Consider the following 16,792-nt stretch of genomic DNA (forward strand, 5'->3'; position numbering starts at 1 on the left):
GGCTGCTGCCTGCGGCCTTCCGTGCTCGTCGAGTCGTCGTGCCTGCCGTGATCACGTGCCACCAGGGACGGGGTGGATGTGGCGGACGCGGCGGACACCGGCGTGTGCGGTGGGTCAGCAGGCTTCGCCCGTCCCAGTGGGGATCGCGTTGCGGTCGGGCGTGCCGGTCCTGGTGTCAACCGGTGGGCTCTTCGCCGGTGCTGCCGTCTGCGTGCTCACGCAGCAGATCGAGGTGGCCCAGGTGCCGCGCGGTCTCCTCCAGCAGGTGGAGCAGGATCCAGCGCAAGGAGAAGCCGCGTCGGGTGGAGACGTCGTCGAGGCGGTGCGCCACCACCACCGCGTCGCAGCGTGCGGCCTCAGCGGCGTAGTCCGCCAGCAGCTGCGCCATCGTCACGCTCTCGGGCACGTGCAGCTCGCCGTCGGGGTCGTCCTCGCTCCAGTCGAAGACCAGTGCGTCCTGGCCGGCGAAGACGTCACGCACCCAGGAGCGCTCGACGTTGGTCAGGTGGCGCACCACCCCGTGCGCGCTCAGGCCGCTCGGCGTGGCCACCGCCCGCAGCGCCGTCTCCGAGGCGCCGCTGACCTTCCAGGCGACCAGGTCGCGCTGGCGCTGCAGGAAGCCCAGCAGTGCGGTGCTCTCGTCCCCGCGGTGTGCGGGCTCGGTGACGCCGTGGCGCTCGCCGTTCTGCGTGCCGCTTCCATCGTCCACCGCGCCATCTTGGCGGCGCCCCCTGGCTCCCGGGTGCCGGGAGGCGTCATCGGAGCGAACGTCGACGCCTCGGCCAGCGGGATGAGCGCGGTGCCGCTGCCGAGCGCCCGAGAGGTGCGGCCGGGTGCCCGGTTCACTCGGGTGTCCGGCTCACTCGATCAGCTGCTGGTGCACGTGCTGCAGCTCGGCGATGGCCGCCTCCACCAGGTGCTCGTTCAGCGTGCCGCGGGTGTGGATGCGGACCTCGTTGCGTCCCGGTGCCGCCTCGAAGACGGTGACGCTGACCGTGCCCAGGGCCGGTGCCGCTGCCGGCGGCCGGTGCGTCGTCCCGACCGGCGAGGCTCCGGCGGCTCGGAGGCCTCGGAGGCCTCGGAGGCCTCGGCGGCTTGGGCGGATTCGGCGGATGCCGGGTCGTCGTGGGTGAGGGTGAGGCTGCTGGTGAAGGCCCCGCTGCGGTCGTTGAACACCGTGGTGCCCGGCCGTTGAACCGGGTCCTCACCCCAGGGCCAGGCGCGCCGGGCGCGGTAGCGGTACCCGTCCTGCTCGCCCCGCTCGTAGGTGAAGGCGACCTCCTGGCCGGGACGCAGCCCGTCCTGGGTGCTCACGGCGGCGGAGAAGTGCACCCAGCAGCCGCCCGGCGTCTCAGGGCTGTCGATGACGCCCCAGCCCTGCTCGTCGTGCCAATCGCGGACGACACCTCTGGTGCTCACGGTCGAATCATGGTCCTGCGGGGTGCTCGCGGCAGCGGATCACGGGTCCTGCCCCACCCATTCCTCGACGAAGGCGCGAGGCCGGCGTCATCGGCGTCATCAGCGTCATGGCAGTGGGGTCGCCGGCTGTCTGCGGGTGGTGCGCTGCTGGCTGACCGTGGGTTGTGCTGCTCAGGTGTTGCCGGCTGTCGTGCTGGTGGGCGCGGTGGGGGTCATCACGGCGGCGGGGGTCACGGCGGGGACGACGGCGGAGGCGTAGGTCGGGTCGGGTGCGATGGGGGTGATGACGTCCACCAGGACCCCATCGGGGGCGGGGACGATGAAGTGCCGCTGCCCGAAGGGCTCCGAGCGCAGGGGCAGCACCGCGGTCAGGGGACCGTCCAGGACCAGGCGGCGGTACTGCTCGTCGACGTCGTCGACCTCGAGGTTGATCAGCAGGGCGCCGGTGGGGCGGCGGTGGGTGGTCGGGACGGTGTCGTGCTCGGCGGCGACGATGCCCAGTTCCCACTGCTGCGGGTTCTGCGGGTTCTGCGGGTCCTGCTGGTCTTGGTGGTCCTGCTGGTGGCGCAGGCTGACGTACCAGTCGACCTCGAAGGTGGTGCTGAAGCCGAAGTGGGTGCGCCAGAAGCGCGCGGCGGCGGCGACGTCGGTGCTGAGGATGACGGGGTAGGCGCTGCTCAGGCGCACGGCGATCTCCCGGGGAGGTCGAGGAGGGTCGGTGGAGGGGGTGGTGCTGCTACGCTGGCATACAGACAGTCTGTATGTAAATGGTCGTCGGCCGCGGACCTGCGGCGAGGCGGTTCGGCAGGGCAGCGGGGGAGGCGGGTCGGTGGCACGCACGAGCAGGGCGCAGAGCCAGGCCACGGCCGCGGCGGTGCTGGGCGCCGCGCAGCGCCTGTACGGCGAGCGCGGGTACGCCGGGGTGGCGCTGGAGGAGGTGGCCGCGGCCGCGGGTGTGACCCGCGGGGCGGTGTACCACCACTTCACCAGCCGGGCGGGGTTGTTCGAGGCGGTGCTGGAGCAGGTGCAGGCCCAGGTCGCCCAGGCGGTGCAGGACGCCGCGCAGGCCGCGGAAGCCGGCGGGCAGGACGCCTTCGGGCAGCTGGTGGCCGGGTGCCGGGCGTACCTGGTGGCCAGCACGGCGGTGGGGGTGCGCCGGGTGCTGCTGGTGGAGGCGCCGGCGGTGCTGGGCTGGGCGCGCTGGCGCGAGCTGGACGCGCGGTACTCCCGGCGGCTGCTGCACGAGGGGGTGCGCGAGCTGCTGCAAGCCGGGCGGTTGCCCGGTGCGGGCCCGGGTGCCGGTGCCGGTGGTGGCTCAGGGGGGGAGGCGGGGGCGGTTACCGCGGTACTCTCCGGTGCGATGGACGAGGCGGCCTCCTGGGCGGCCAGCCGGCCGGACCCGGACCAGGGCGTGGAGCAGGCGTGGCAGGCGCTGCGGGCGCTGCTGCAGGCGCTGCGCACCAGCGGCTGAGCGGGTCGCGGCACCGACGGGTGGCCCGGCGACGATCCCGCGGACGAGAAGGTCTGCGCTCGTGGCCCGGTGGCCCGGTGGCCCGGTGGCCCGGTGGCCCGGTGGCCCGGTGAGCCGCAACGCTTCTCCGGTCCTGAGCCGGTCCGCGCCGTACAGGTCCTCGCCGACCGCGATCGCGAGCCTGCCGGCTCGCTAATCACCTCGGGATCGCTCGGGACTGCTCGAGGTGCCTCGCATCGAGATCGCGCGGTGAAGCGGTGCTCCTGACCTGGGGTGTCGCTGACGTGCACGGAACGACCTCGTTCGCCGCCCTCCGTGGGGAGCTCGCTCTGACCGAAGATCGCGATCTTGCCCACGAAGGAGTGCATGTCCTGGTCGGCGATCCCGGGCGGCGCCAGCGTCAGGACTCCCGCGTCAGCGCCCCGCACCTGCCACCTCTCACCGCGGCAGTCATGTTGGTTGATAGCCGGTGCGGTAACCGGCACGGGCGAACCAGCCACAAGCATCGAAGGCGGTGATCGAGTCCACAGCCTCGACGATGGCGGCATCGAGGTGCCGGCGAGCACGTGCTTGAGCTCGACGCGGGTGAGCTTCGAACTCGCTGAACGCCTCCTCGATCGGGTCCAGGTCCGGGGAGTAGGCCGGCAAGAATTCCAGCCGACAGCCGACAGCCGACAGCCTCGACCACCTGACGGATGCGATCGCTCCTGTAGGCTCCGACGCCCTCGAGCACCACGATCTGCCCGGAAGTCAGCGTCGGGATCAAGATCTGGCTGCATCAGGGATCGCGGACGCCTCGAACACGTCGGTGGTGGTGGCTGTGATGGTGCCGGTTCCACCGACGAAGACCAACGGGTGTGCCGGCCAACGCTGAGCTCTGCGCCGCCAGCGGGCGCGGGCGGCCTCGTCGCGTTCAGCGGCTACCGGGGACTTTGCTTCAAGGACCACCGGCCCGGCAAGCAGGCGATGGCCCGGCGCACCGTGGCAGGTGAGACCCGGTGACCAGTCCGTCCGAAGAACGCCGCAGCGTGCTCGGCCAGCGTGGCGTCTGCCCCGTGTGCCAAGTGTTGTGGAAGCCGTGCGGCCACCGCCGGTCTCCTCACCGCCAGCGGCCAGTGCCGCTGGCGGTGAGGAGCCACACTGCCGAGCTCACGCCGAGCACGCACGTACCGCTGCGGCGTCGGCATGCAGATCGAGGAGGTGTGCACCACTTCGGCGCGCGGGACGCCCTCATCCAGCGCCGCCAGCACTGGCCGACGCAGGTCCATCGAGCAGGCCCGCACATCGGCAGCCTGTGCGCGCATCAACCAACATGACCACCGCTGTCGCACCCACGTCCTCGTCCTGGAGTGGGGACGGGCGCGGTGCCCACGTGGGTTAAGGTGGTGGCGATCGGTTCTCAGGGCTTTACAGTCGCGCGCCGGCGCTTCCTCCGCTGCGCACGACAGACCCGGGCCTTGCCGATCGCTACAGGAGTGACTCGGTGGCCTCACTCGACTTTGAGCAGCACCTCGACATCCCCTTCGCCGACGGTCTGTTGCTGGATCTCGTACGCCCAGCCGGTGGTGAACGGCTCCCCGCTGTGATCTGGCTGCACGGTGGCGCTTGGCGGATGCAGGACCGCCGCGCCCGGCCCGACCTTCGCGACTGCTTCGCCTGCGCCGGTTACGTCTCGGTGAGCATCGACTACCGGCTGACCCCCCACGCCACGCACCCTGCGCAACTGCTCGACGTGCGGGCGGGCCTGCGCTACCTGCGCGACCACGCCGACGACTACGGCATCGACGCCGGCCGGATCGGGCTGTGGGGCTCCTCCGCCGGTGGGCACCTGGCCGCGCTGGCCGCACTGACCGGGCACATCGAGCAGTACGTGCAAGGAGAACCCGGGGGCGACACCAGCGTCCAGGCCGTGGTCGACGGCTACGGGCCCGCGGACCTCGCCGGCCTCAACGCCGACAGCGTTGCGGGGCAACCCGAAGCCGACCTGCTGGGAGGGGCGCTTAAGTCGCTGCCCGAGGCGGCCAGCGACGCCAGCCCGGCGCGCCGGGCCCACTCCGGGGCTCCACCCACCTGCATCCTGCACGGCGCTGATGACGAGCTCGTCGACCCCGCCCACAGCGAGCGGTTGTTCCAGGCGCTGCGCGCAGTCGGTGCCCCGGCGCTGCACTACCTCGTGAAAGGCTTCGGCCACGGCTTCCTCAACCCGGGCCAGGTGCACGAACTCGGCCCCGACCACCCGCTGGACGTCGGTCGCCTGGCGGCCGAGCCTCATGCGCCAGCCGTGGTGCGGGCTTGCGGGCAGGAGATGCGCGCCTTCGCCGCCCACCACCCGCACGCCTCCTTCGACACCATCCGCTCCTTCTTCGACCTCACCCTGAAGCAAGCCGGGTCCGCCCGGTCCGAGAGGAGAACAACCGCGTGAAGACCGTGGCCTGCGTCGAGACGATCTCCACACTGCCCCTGGTCATCGACGATCTGCCCGGCGAGGCGGTGCCCTACGCCCTCGCCGCCGGCGAGGGGCGCCGCACGATCCTCGGCGGCATGCTGATCACAGAGATCACCCGGCCGGCCGACAGCGGGGGTGCGTTCGCCGCCGCCTGGATCAGCGGCCCGCGCGGATCGTCGGTACCGGCGACCCGCGCCGGCGAGCACCTCTTCGTCCACCTCCTCGACGGGGTCGTCGAGGTCACCCTCGACGGTGCACGACACCGCCTGACCGCGGGCGACAGTCTGCGCGTGCGTCCAGGCAGCGCCTTCGGCTGGGAGCTGCTCGCCCACACCAACCGCTTCCTGGCCTACAGCACCCGCGGCGTTCGCCAGGGCCTGCTGGTCGCAGCGGGAACGCTGACGTCGGCGCGCGTTCACCGCTCCGAAGCCGAGGCGATCCCGCCCGCCGTGTGGCGCGAGGCCTGCGCCATCAGCGGTGCCGACCTCGCGCCGGTCCCAGCCGGCCATCGCGCCCCCGAGGTCGTCGACGTCACCGACACCGCGCAGAACGGGCACCGCGCCATTGTGCGGGCCGCCGACGGCGAGCGCTGGGCGAGCCACGCGCAGGTGAACTCCTACCTGGCGCGCGGGCGCGACACCGACGCGAGCTACTTCGCGGTGCACACCCGGGGCACCCGTTCGCCGTGGATCCCGCGGCACCGCCACCACCAGCACACGGAGAACTTCCTGTGCCTGGACGGCCGGGTGCGCCTGGAGGCCAACGGCACCCAGCTCCTGCTGACCCGTGGCGACTTCCTGCACGCTCCGGCCGGAACCATCCACTCGTTCCGGTTCGAGGGAGCGGACACGCAGATGCTGGGGTTGCTCACCACCGACGTCTTCGAACCGTTCTTCGAGTACATGAACGCACCCACGACGGAACGCACCTTCGACGACTCCGGTGAACCGTGGTTCCCCGCTGACGGCTTCGCGCGCGCCAGAGCGGAACTGGACGTCGAGGTGATGGGACCCCCGCCGCAGAGCTGAGCGACGGTGCAGGGAAGCGGTGAGCACCGCACCCGTGACCGAGCGCGAGGGACCGGTGGTGCCGGCCGGGGTGGGCCTGGCGCGCGCGATGCTGCTGCACCACGCCGATGCCCTGGCGCCACGCGTGCCGTTGCGGCGCTGGGCCGCGGTGGACGATCAGGTGGCGATGGTGGCCGTGGAGGGATGCTCGCAGGGCCTCGAGCAGCTGGGCGCGCACCTGGCCCGCCTGCAGGCGTACCGCATCGTGGGTGCGAGCGCATGACGCACCCACCCGGCTGCGGGCGTGCTGCAGGTCGCGCGGCGGGTCATCGCTGAGGATCCGCAGGTCACCGTGTGCGCTGCGCGCTGCCCGCCGTGCCTGGACGCCGTGCGTGGTGGAGCGATCCTGGGGTGAGGGTGGCGGGGTCCTCGCTGCGCGCGGCGGCGCCCCCGCCGGCGGGGTGACCGCGCTCAGCTGCGTCCTGGCCGGCAGGCGACTGGTTGTCGTGTCAAAGCCTGGGTTCGCGATCGCGCGACGTCGGCGCCCCGAGGGGACCTCGCGGGACGAGGCCCGGTGCGCGGGGTGGGCCTCAGGTGCCGGGGGTGCGAAGACCGACGGCGTCGTGGCGCCAGAACACCTCGGGGTAGATGAGCGTGCCCGTCATCCACGGTTCGTGCGAGGGCAGCAGGAAGACCTGGAAGGCGGCCTGAGGGATGCGCAGGGAGGGCCTGCGGAAGCCGTGCGCACCGCCGGGCTGGAAGCCCAGGCGCGCGTAGTAGCCGGGATCGCCCTCGAGGAACACCAGAGGTACGGCCCGCGTGCTCTCGTGCTGCAGCACGGCTGCCACCAGGGCCCGCCCGATGCCACGGCGCTGCACCGTGGGCAGCACGGCCAGCGGGCTGAGCACGCGCACGCTGACCAGGCGGCGCGGTGCGTCGAGCAGCGCGTGCGTGAGCACGACGTGGCCGACGACACCGTCGTCCGTCTCGGCGAGCAGGGAGAGCCCGTGGCCGGCGTCCACGTGGGCGCGCAGGTCCTCGGCCAGGTCGGCCACGGCCCGTCCGTGCTCGCCGAAGGTGCGCAGGTGCAGCTTGCGCACGGCGGGCCGGTCGCCGGGCTGCTCGGGGCGGTGGCTGACCTGATGCTGCCTCACCGCGCTGCCGTGGTGGGGCGGGTTCCTGCGTGGACGGGTTGCGCTGCCGGCTCCCCGCGCGTGCCGGCCGGGCAGGGCGGTGCCGGGGCACCCGGTGGTCGCTGTCGTGACGTCGGCGGGGTTCGCAGCACGAAGGGCATCCTGCGTCCGGTGCGCTGTGTCTCGCACCCGCTTTTCGGCGTGGGGATGGAGCCCGGCCGAGATGAGCGCGCGGTGCTCGCGGGCGTTGATCGGCCGGGGTGCCGGTCGTCCTGATCGGTGTCCCGGCCATTGATCATGATGATCGTGGCCCAGTTGACTGGGTCACGATCAGTCGTCACCGGACGTGATGGTCAAGCCGTTGCAGGCAGGAGCTCAGTGACTGCGCCCGCCCAGCTGCGAGCAGGGTCCAGACGACCACCGAAGAGCTCGCAGCGCGTCTTGGCCTGCGCGGTGCTCAGAGCCGTCAGGGTGGGCTCAAGCGCCAGGCGGTGCTGGAGCCGTCCGGCACGAATGGGACGGCGACGACCCGCCAGGCTCCGGCGGTTCCGTAGGGCTCCTCGGTGCTGCTCAGCACCAGGTCGTGCGCGACGTTGAGCAGGGTGTACCGGTCCTGCCCGGCGCCGGTGATGCGCCACAACTGCTCCGCCGAGCCCCACGAGGCGGGGGTGAGCACCACCTCGTGCACGTGCGCGGCACCCGGGCGCGTGGAGGCGGTGGCCTGCAGCAGCGCACCGGGTCGGCTGGCGCTGGCGATGTGGTAGGTGCCCGCACCGACCGGAGTGATCGACCAGCGCTGAGCGGTGCCCGACCACGAGGCCGGTGTGCTGACCACCCAGGTGGCGTCGTTCGCGTAGGCGTCGTTCGCGTAGGCGTCGTTCGCGTAGGCGTCGTCGGTGGCGTGCAGCGCCCGCGCACCGCTGGGCTCGAGCGGGCGGAAGGAGCCTGCGCGGGGATCGAGGGCTTCCTCGTCCCCGCCCGTTGCGCCGGCCCCGGCGGCGGCGTAGGTCAGCCCGTGACTGGTCAGCTCACCGTCGGGTCCGTACAAGGTGCTGAAGCGGCAGCTGGGGTCCTGGGAGTCGGCGATGAACCACGCGTAGCGCTCCACCGCATCCGTCTGCTGCAACGCGGTGGTGGCCCGGCGCGCGAAGTCGTCGGCCAGGGCGTGGCTGGGGGCCGAGCGCAACGGGCCCAGGCCCCACGCCGAGATGTCGATCGCACCGATCTCGGTGATCCACACCGGTCGCCTCCACTTGTCCCAGGCGTCCTGGACCATGGCGCGCAGGCCCTCCACGGCGCTGGGGTCGGTGAAGTCGGGGTAGTAGTGCAGCGCGAGGAAGTCCACCCGGTACCCGCGCTGCAGTGCGCCGTCCATGAAGGTGTCCAGCCAGCCGCCCCAGTAGTTCGCCGGTGCGGGGCTGCCCAGGCGCAGGCCGGTGGACTGCAGGGCCGGCCACAGCTGCAGGGCCTGCTCGGGGCTGACGTTGGACTGATCGGGCTTGTCCGGCTCGTTGAAGGCCAGCAGGTGGCTGTAGCGGCCCTGCTGTGCCCCGCGGGTCAACGTGGCGATGCGGGTGCCGTCGGCGGCTTCGCTGGAGCCCCACAGCATGGGCACGTACTCGTGCTCGGCGCTGCTGGCGGCGCCGTCGGACCAGTCGTAGTACCAGCTGGTGCCCAGCTCGCGCAGCTGGGAGGGGCTGGAGCCCCCACCGGCGGCAGCGACCCCCTTCTTGGCGGAGCGCACCGCGCCGGCGCCCGTGCGGCGCGCGCGCCGCGGCACCTGCGGCGTCGGGCCGCTGAGCAGCAGCGGGCTCGCGCCGATGGCCAGCGCGGCGAGCACGCCGCGCCTGCGCACGTCCGGGTTCACGCCTCATCCTCCCACGTCGTCGGTTTCGCTCCTGGTGCCGTTCCTGGTGCCGCGGGCAGCCGCCCCGAGCGCGCCCGAGCCGTCCGGGTGCCCCGAGCCGTCCGGGTGCACCGCGCGCTGCACCGGGTGGTGCGCTGGGACGTGCACGTCGAGGTCGGGGTGCACGTGACGGCAGGGCCACCGCCCGTTCGGCGGTGGCCCTGCCGCTGCGCGAGGCGAACCTCTCAGGTTCTCACGTGCTCACGTATTCACACCCGCACGGCACGAGGAGCGCGGTGCACTCCTCGGTGCCGCTGTCGGTGTGATTTCCCGCGTGGATTCACGCGCTGTGGGGAGTACATGAGCGGGTGCTCACATCACGTCCAGCACGCCGGTGAGGCGGATGTCGCTGGCGGAGGTGCCCACGTAGACCGGGACCTTGCCCTTGGGGGTGACCCAGGAGTCGGTGGCGGCGTCCCAGTACTGCAGGGAGCGGGTGTCCAGGTCGATGGTGACGTTCTTCTTCTTGCCCGGCTCGAGGCTGACGCGCGCGTAGCCGGCCAGTGCCTTGGCGGGGGTGTCCACGCCGGTGGGCAGCTTGCCGACGTAGACCTGCACGACCTCGGTGCCGCTGGTCTTTCCGGTGTTGGTCAGGTGCAGCTTGACCTGGGCGGGCTTGGAGGGGTCCTTGGTCTTGAAGTCCTTGGTCTGGACCTTGTCGTAGCCGAAGGTGGTGTAGGAGAGGCCGTGGCCGAAGGGGAACAGCGGGGTCAGGTTCTTCTTGGCGTAGCCGCGGTAGCCGATGTCGATGCCGTCGGTGTAGGCGGTGACGGGGTTGAGGGTGGCCACGTCGCTGAAGGTGTTGCGCACCCCGATGGCCACCGGCTGCTGCTCGTCGGCGGGGAAGGTGACCGGCAGCTTGCCGGAGGGGTTCACGTCGCCGAAGAGGACCGAGGCGAGGGTTTTGCCCTGCTGCTGCCCGCCGTACCAGGCCTCGATCACGGCCGGGACCTTGTCCAGCCACGGCATGGTGACCGCGCCGGAGGTGGCCAGGACGACCACGGTGCGCGGGTTGGCCGCGGCGACGGCGGCGATGAGGCGGTCCTGGTCCTGCGGCAGGGACAGGTCGCCGCGGTCGGCGGCCTCACCGGAGTAGTCCCTGGCCACCACGACGGCCACGTCGGACTTCTTGGCCAGCTCCACCGCTTCCTGGATCGCGGGGGAGAGGGTGCCGGCCGGCGGGGTCCAGCCGAAGCGCAGCATGGCGCCGGGCTGGTCGTTCAGGGAGCCGTCGAACTGCCCGGGCGCATCGGTGCTGTAGTCGATGCGCACCTGCACCTTCTGCCCCGCGCTCAGGGTGAGGTTCGTGCTCTGGGTGCCGTAGGTGCGACCGGCGTCGTCGATGACGAGCTTGTCGTCCAGGTACAGCTTGGCGCTGCCCAGGTGCGAGATCGACAACCCGTAGGTGCCGGCGGCCGGTGCGGTCAGCGTTCCGGTCCAGCGACCGGTCATCGGGGTGGTCACCAGCGGGAAGCCTAGGCCGGGGACCTGGGAGGTGTTGATGACGTCGTTGGCCAGGCCGGTGCGCAGGTTGATCTGCGCCTCGGGGCGGGAGATGAACGCCGGGGAGGAGAAGTTGCCCGCGCCCAGGCGGTACTGCCCGGTCACCCCGCTCAGGACGCTGGAGGGCACCGGAGCCGGGCCGGGCAGGGTGTCAGCGTTGGAGACCGCATCGGTGCCCTTGGCGTGCTTGACGCTCACGCCGGAGCCGGCGCGGGCGGTGATGCCGTCCAGGACGGTGGTCAGCTGCGCGGGCTCGCGCACCGCGGCGCTGCCGCCGCCGGTGATGTAGTGGTCGGCGTCGGAGCCGATCACGGCGATGGACCTGGCCGTGGAGGTGCTCAGCGGCAGCTGGGAGCGCTCGTTCTTCAGCAGCACGGTGCCCTGCTGACCGCTGGTGGTGGCGACCTGGTCGTTCTTGGCCAGCACGGCCGCGGCGATGGGCTTGGAGGCCGGCTGCGGGTTGGTCAGCGAGCCGGCCGGGGGGTTGTCGATGACGCCGGTGGCGAACATCGCGCGCAGCACCCGGCGGGCGGCGTCGTCCACGCGCTGGGCGCTGACGCGCCCGTCGAGAACAGCCCGCTGCAGGTTGTCGCCGGAGAACTCCAGCGTCTCCCCGGAGGTGTCCAGCCCGGCGGCGTAGTCGGCGAAGGAGTGCGCGGCGTTGAAGTCGGTGGAGACGTACCCCTTGAAGCCCAGCTGGCCCTTGAGGACGTCGTTGAGCAGCGTGCCGCTGCTGCAGCCGTACACGGTGTTGATCCTGTTGAAGGAGCACATCACCGAGGCGGGGTCGGACTCGGTGACGACCTTCTCCCAGGGGCGGGTGTACACCTCCTGGAAGGTGCGCTCGTCCAGCTGGGAGTCCACGTGACCGCGGCGGGTCTCCTGGTTGTAGACGTTGTAGTGCTTGACCTCGGCCTGCACCTGCTGGGACTGGATGCCCTGCACCTGCGCGCTGCCCAGGCGCCCGCTGAGCAGGGGGTCCTCGCCGGTTCCCTCCCACTGCCGGCCGTTCCACGGCGAGCGGGCCAGGTCGATGGTGGGGGCGGCAGCGGAGTTGTACCCGGTGGCGCGCGTCTCGGCACCGGCCACCGCCCCGTACTGGCGGGCCAGCTCGTCGTTGAAGGAGGAGGCCAGCGCCAGCCCGTCGGGCAGCGCGGTGGTGGGCACCCCGGCGGTGGTCAGCCCGTTGGAGGCGTCGCGCCCGCGGATGGCGGGGATGCCCAGCTCGGGCACGCCGGGACCGCCGGTCTGGATGAGCAGGTCCGTCTTCTGATCCAGCGTCATCTGCGCCAGGACCAGGGAGGCGCGCTCGTCCGCGTTCAGGCGGGTGTTCATCCACGCGAAGGCGGGGGCGGCCGAGGCGGCCTGCAGCGGCGTGGCGATCAAGGTGGTGGCCAGCGCGGCGACGGCGAGCCCGGCGCGCGTGGAGCGGCGGGCCTTGCGGTTGAGCACGGAGTTCTCTCCAGGGATCAGTGGTTGAGGGCTGCACCAGCATGCACGATCCACAGGCTGACCCACGACGAATCGCAGGTCTTGCTGCGCCGTACTGTCGACGAGTACGCCCTTGCGAGCGCGATCTCAGCAGGCTGTGCCAGAACTGCTACTGCGCGTGATGGGATTCCCGCTCCGTGGAACCCGCGGTGTCTTCGCGCGCGCTGGCTGGGGCCGACGACGGGCGTGAGTCGTGTCGTCGTGGGCGTTCCGTGCTCGTGGGCGATCGCTGACGCGGGGTGCCTGGGTGCCTGGGTGCCGAGGTGCCGGGGTGCCGGCGCTGCTCATGCGTGGTCGACGGAGGTTTCCCCGCGGGTGACGGGGGCGTCGATCAGGCTGCCGTACTCCGCCCACCCGCCCACGTAGTGCCGGGCGCCGGGGTGGCCCACCAGCTCGGCCAGGGCGAACCACAGCAGCGAGCTGCGCTCGGCCAGGCGGCAGTACAGCACGACCTGCGAGTCCGCTGCCAGGCCGCGGGAGGCGAAGAGCGCCAGCAGTTCGCTGCGCGCCTTGAAGGTGCCGTCGGGGTTCAGCACCAGGGCCGAGGGCAGGTTGCGCGAGCCGGGGACGTGACCGGGCACGCGGTGCTGCTCGGCGGCCACGTCCAGCTGGTGGTGCTCGCTGCCGCGGTACTCCCCGGGGGTGCGGCAGTCCAGCACCAGCGCCGGGGCGGGGGCGTCGACGTAGCGGGTGAGGACCTCCTCGCGGCCGATGATCAGGGAGGCGTCGCGCTCGTCGGCGGTGTAGGCGGGCACCTGGTGCGGGCCGGGCCAGGTGGGGACCTGATCGCTGAGGGGGTGCCCGGCCGCGGCCCAGGCGCGCAGGCCCCCGTCCAGCAGGCTCAGGCGGGGGTGCCCGTACAGGCGCATCAGCCAGAACGCGAAGGCGGCGTGGGTGGGGTCGCCGGCGGAGTACAGCACCACGTGGTCGTCACGGCGCACGCCCTTGGCGTCCATGAGCTGCTCGAAGCCGGCTCGGTGCACCGGTCCGCGGTGCACGTGCTGGTGCAGCTCGTCGAAGGTGTCGATCGGGCGCGCGGTGGGCAGGTGGCGCTGGTAGTAGGCGCTGGAGTCGTCATCGACCTGCAGCAGGACCACGGCACCGCGGTGCTGGTGCAGCCAGGCCGTGTCCACCAGGGGCTGGGTCGGCAGGGCGGCCGGGCGCGGCCAGGTGGGCGGCCAGCGCCTCGTGCCGTGCCCGTCGTGCCCGTCGTGCTGCTCGTGCCCGTCGTGCCCGTCGTGCTGGCTGTGCCGGTGTTGCGCGTGGTGCACCATCGCTGCTACCCGTTCCGCTGCTTCTCGTCGTGCGCTGCTTCCTCGCCCGGTCGGTGCTCGTGTGCTGCTTCGCCGTCCACGACGTCGTCCATGGCTTCGTCGTCCATGGCTTCGTCGTCCATGGCTTCGTCGTGCACTGCTTCAGCGTCCAGCAGCCCCCAGCGCTGTGCGCGCAGCAGCGCCTCGGTGCGGTTGGCCGCTCCCAGGCGCTGGTACAGCCTTCCCAGCGAGCGGTACACCTCCGCTTCGCCGGAGCCCGCCTCCCGCGCCAGCTGCGCCACGCTCGTGCCCGAACCCAGGGCCCGCAACCAGGTGCGCTCTACGGGGCTGACGGGTGGGGGCCCCTGCCTCGTGCCTGCCGTGACCACCAGCTCCGGATCCGGCACCGGTACCAACTCCGGCACCGGTACCAACTCCGGCACCGGTGCCGGACTTGCTGATCGTGCTGGTGCTGAGGTTGGTGCAGCCGTGTCGGCGCTCGTGTTCGTGGTGCCCTGGGCCAGGGCGTGCAGCACCGGTGCCGGCAGCAGTGCCCACCCCTCGGCGGCGGCTCGCACCACCTGCACGGCGAGCTCGACGGGGGTGTTCAGGTCCAGCACCGCCACCGCCCCGTGCGCCAGGGCGCTGAGCACGCTCTGCGGTGTGAGGGCGGGGACCACCTGCACCAGCGCGGGGCGTGTCACGCCGTGTGGTGATCGCGCTGCCGCGTGCTCAGCCGGCGTCCCGGTGGTGGGGTTCCCGGTGGTGGGGGTTCCGGTGCTGGAGGTCGTGGTGGGCGAGGACGTCTTGGTGGGGGTCGCGCTGGACGTGCTGGGGCTGGTGGTGCCCTCCGGCGCGCGGGCGGTGATCATCACTTTGGGGGTCGCTGAGCCGTACGCGGAATCGAGCGCTGAGCCGCTGAGGTCGAGCACCGGGCCGATCGCGGCTGCGTGCAGCGCCGCTGCCAGGGACGAGGTGTACAGCGCCGGCAGCCCTGCCAGCACGATGCCGTGCTCGTGCACCGGTTCCTCGTTCACGCTGCAGCACCTCCGTGCTCCCCGGGGGCCGGGGAGGGCGTGAGGGGCGTGAAACGGTGCTGCTCGGTCACCGACGTGCCCGCCCCGTTGCTCGAAGCAGTTCCGCCCCCACCGCGCGATCCGCGGCGGTGCTGCGGTCGTGGTGGTGCGGTTGCGGTGGTGCGGTGCGTGACCGCGCCATCACTGCATCAGCCAAGCACTCCCGGGCTCCGTGCGCCCGGCGAAGGGGCAAGGACGTCAGTGCCGGTGCAGTGCTGGGCGGTCCGGTCCGCGGGCCCGATGTCGCTTTGAGCGAGGACCGCGATACGCAGAGTTCATCGACGTTCGCTCGTGCAGGTGGGCGTCGACGGAGCCCTCGTGGTGCGGGTCCGGCGATCACGTGGTGGTGATCGCGCGGTGGTGATCACGTGGTGGTGGCGCGGGGACACGGGTGAGGACCGGGTGAGGCGCTGCGCGCGGGGAGGCGCAGGCGCTGGCGATCAGGGCGCTGCCCTGCGACGCCCTTGCGCGTTTCATCGCTGAAGGTGACTCAGCGTGCCGCTGTGAGCCGTACAGTGACGAGCAGCCGTGAGCTCGTCGAGCGTCTCCAAACAGGGGGGCGCCGTTCCCGGTGGACGTCTTCCACGACGCGAGAAGGGCAGCGGCTCTCCAACGATCGCCACCTCCGCCCACCACCCCGGATCTACTCGCACCACGTGGCGCGTTCCGTGCGGCGTGTTCCGTGCGGCGCGTTCCAGGAACACCCGTGCGATCTGCGCCTCGCCCACCGCGTCAGCGGTGCCTGGCCGGCGCGGGCAGGTCGTGGTGCGCCGGGTCGTGGTGCGCGGGTCGTCGAGCCGCGGACAGGACGAGCACGTGCTGGAACACACGACGACCGGGCAGGACGCGGGCGGGCAGGACGCGGGCGGGCGGGACCGGGTGGATCACGGTGCGCTCGGCGACGGGGTCGACCACGGTGACGTCGATCACGCCAAGCTTGATCACGCCAAACTGGTGCAGGCCCTGGCGCGGCTGGCGCGCGCGGCCACCGGTGACTTCGCCGTGGACGACATGCTGCGCGAGCTGTGCACGGCCACCGCCGAGGTGCTGCAGGTGGACGGGGTGGGGGTGATGGGCATCCTCGACGAGGACGGCCATCGCCGCCGGGCCCGCTTCGTGCACGCCGACCAGGCCACGCTGGCCGTGGAGCAGCTGCAGGACGCCCTGCGCAAGGGCCCGTGCCGGCAGGCCATCGAGACCGGTGAGGTCGTGGCGATCCCCGACCTGCGCGAGCACCGCGGGCGCTGGGGCGCCTTCGTGGCCGCCGCTCTGGAAGCGCAGCTGCAGGCGGTGCTGGCGGTGCCGCTGCGCAGCCGGGGGCGCTCGTGGGGATCGCTGGACCTGTACCGGCGCACCGGTGCGCCCTGGGAGCAGCAGAGCGTGGCCGCGGCGCGCCTGCTGGCCGACGTGGCCGTCTCCTACCTGGTCATGGCGCACGATCGCGACGCGGCTGCGGCCGCGAACCGGGAGCTGGAGCACCGCTCGCTGCACGATCAGCTGACCGGGCTGCCCAACCGCGCCCTGCTCTTCGACCGCATCGAGCACGCCTTGGGCACCGCGCGGCGCCGGCGCGCGCTGGTGGCGCTGATGTTCATCGACCTGGACCGCTTCAAGGACGTCAACGACACCTTCGGCCACGGCGCGGGCGATGAGGTCCTCATCGAGCTCAGCGCCCGGATGGGCACCACCTTGCGCGCCGGGGACACCCTGGCGCGCCTGGCCGGGGACGAGTTCGTGCTGCTGTGCGAGGACCTGCCGCAGGACGCCGAGGGCCTGCACCGCACCCTGGGCCTGATCACCTCGCGCCTGCGCGCGGTGCTGGCCAAGCCGGTGCGCGTGCAGGGCGTCGATGTGCTCATCTCGGCCAGCATCGGGGTGGCGGTGGCCACCACGACCCCCGGCGCCACGACCCCCGGCGCGACGACCCCCGGCGCCACGACCCCTGGCGCCACGACCGTCGGCAGCACCGGTGCCACCGTCCTGAGCGCCCAGGGCCTCAGCGCCGAGACCCTGCTGCATGAGGCGGACACGGCGATGTACGCGGCCAAGGCGGCCGGGCGGGCCAGGGTGGTCACGCACGACCACGC

The 16,792-nt window shown here is 72.4% G+C and carries 15 protein-coding genes; 5 read left to right on the forward strand and 10 right to left on the reverse strand.

Annotated features, from left to right (window positions below):
- Positions 1-175: 175 nt before the first annotated feature.
- The 3 genes from ACRYR7_RS00640 to ACRYR7_RS00650 form a co-directional block, all read right to left on the reverse strand.
- Positions 176-709, reverse strand: a complete 534-nt coding sequence (locus ACRYR7_RS00640) for a DinB family protein (protein WP_432570131.1) — start codon at positions 707-709, stop codon at positions 176-178.
- A gap of 215 nt (positions 710-924) precedes the next feature.
- A complete protein-coding gene (locus ACRYR7_RS00645) occupies positions 925-1,419 on the reverse strand; it encodes a cold-shock protein (RefSeq protein ID WP_432570132.1) in 495 nt (164 codons plus the stop codon).
- A 171-nt stretch (positions 1,420-1,590) separates the two neighbouring features.
- Positions 1,591-2,106: a VOC family protein gene (locus tag ACRYR7_RS00650; RefSeq protein ID WP_432570133.1), complete on the reverse strand. Its 516-nt coding sequence runs from the start codon at positions 2,104-2,106 to the stop codon at positions 1,591-1,593.
- Positions 2,107-2,248: 142 nt separating this feature from the next.
- Here ACRYR7_RS00650 and ACRYR7_RS00655 point away from each other — a divergent pair, with 142 nt between their 5' ends.
- Entirely contained in the window at positions 2,249-2,890 is a 642-nt protein-coding gene (locus tag ACRYR7_RS00655) for a helix-turn-helix domain-containing protein (protein WP_432570134.1), read from the forward strand.
- Positions 2,891-3,340: 450 nt separating this feature from the next.
- On the opposite strand, the gene ACRYR7_RS00660 is transcribed toward ACRYR7_RS00655, so the two are convergent.
- The gene (locus tag ACRYR7_RS00660; protein ID WP_432570135.1) at positions 3,341-3,538 is read right to left on the reverse strand and encodes a hypothetical protein; all 198 of its coding nucleotides are present in this window, start codon (positions 3,536-3,538) and stop codon (positions 3,341-3,343) included.
- An 835-nt stretch (positions 3,539-4,373) separates the two neighbouring features.
- Here ACRYR7_RS00660 and ACRYR7_RS00665 point away from each other — a divergent pair.
- From ACRYR7_RS00665 to ACRYR7_RS00675, 3 genes are read left to right on the forward strand one after another with little or no spacing between them, the layout of a single operon-like run.
- Positions 4,374-5,312: an alpha/beta hydrolase fold domain-containing protein gene (locus ACRYR7_RS00665; protein ID WP_432570136.1), complete on the forward strand. Its 939-nt coding sequence runs from the start codon at positions 4,374-4,376 to the stop codon at positions 5,310-5,312.
- Positions 5,309-6,364, forward strand: a complete 1,056-nt coding sequence (locus tag ACRYR7_RS00670; protein ID WP_432570137.1) for a cupin domain-containing protein — start codon at positions 5,309-5,311, stop codon at positions 6,362-6,364. The genes ACRYR7_RS00665 and ACRYR7_RS00670 overlap by 4 nt, the downstream gene beginning before the upstream one ends.
- A 19-nt stretch (positions 6,365-6,383) precedes the next feature.
- Complete coding sequence (locus tag ACRYR7_RS00675; RefSeq protein WP_432570138.1) at positions 6,384-6,626, forward strand: hypothetical protein; 243 nt, start codon at positions 6,384-6,386, stop codon at positions 6,624-6,626.
- A gap of 307 nt (positions 6,627-6,933) precedes the next feature.
- Here ACRYR7_RS00675 and ACRYR7_RS00680 read toward each other — a convergent pair whose 3' ends face one another.
- The 6 genes from ACRYR7_RS00680 to ACRYR7_RS00705 form a co-directional block, all read right to left on the reverse strand.
- Positions 6,934-7,497 carry a GNAT family N-acetyltransferase gene (locus tag ACRYR7_RS00680; RefSeq protein ID WP_432570139.1) on the reverse strand — a complete coding sequence of 188 codons (564 nt, stop codon included), beginning with the start codon at positions 7,495-7,497 and terminating at the stop codon, positions 6,934-6,936.
- A gap of 445 nt (positions 7,498-7,942) precedes the next feature.
- Entirely contained in the window at positions 7,943-9,343 is a 1,401-nt protein-coding gene (locus ACRYR7_RS00685) for a glycosyl hydrolase (RefSeq protein WP_432570140.1), read from the reverse strand.
- A gap of 351 nt (positions 9,344-9,694) precedes the next feature.
- Complete coding sequence (locus ACRYR7_RS00690; RefSeq protein WP_432570141.1) at positions 9,695-12,337, reverse strand: glycoside hydrolase family 3 C-terminal domain-containing protein; 2,643 nt, start codon at positions 12,335-12,337, stop codon at positions 9,695-9,697.
- A 323-nt stretch (positions 12,338-12,660) separates the two neighbouring features.
- Positions 12,661-13,647: a sulfurtransferase gene (locus tag ACRYR7_RS00695; protein WP_432570142.1), complete on the reverse strand. Its 987-nt coding sequence runs from the start codon at positions 13,645-13,647 to the stop codon at positions 12,661-12,663.
- 8 nt (positions 13,648-13,655) lie between these two features.
- Entirely contained in the window at positions 13,656-14,666 is a 1,011-nt protein-coding gene (locus ACRYR7_RS00700; protein ID WP_432570143.1) for a helix-turn-helix transcriptional regulator, read from the reverse strand.
- A 771-nt stretch (positions 14,667-15,437) separates the two neighbouring features.
- Positions 15,438-15,650: a hypothetical protein gene (locus ACRYR7_RS00705; protein WP_432570144.1), complete on the reverse strand. Its 213-nt coding sequence runs from the start codon at positions 15,648-15,650 to the stop codon at positions 15,438-15,440.
- 9 nt (positions 15,651-15,659) lie between these two features.
- Here ACRYR7_RS00705 and ACRYR7_RS00710 point away from each other — a divergent pair.
- Positions 15,660-16,792, forward strand: a 1,133-nt coding sequence (locus ACRYR7_RS00710) for a diguanylate cyclase domain-containing protein (protein ID WP_432570145.1), incomplete at its 3' end; no start/stop codon positions are given.

Origin of the sequence: Kineococcus gurbantunggutensis (genome assembly GCF_050871925.1) — a bacterium.
Lineage (GTDB): Bacteria > Actinomycetota > Actinomycetes > Actinomycetales > Kineococcaceae > Kineococcus.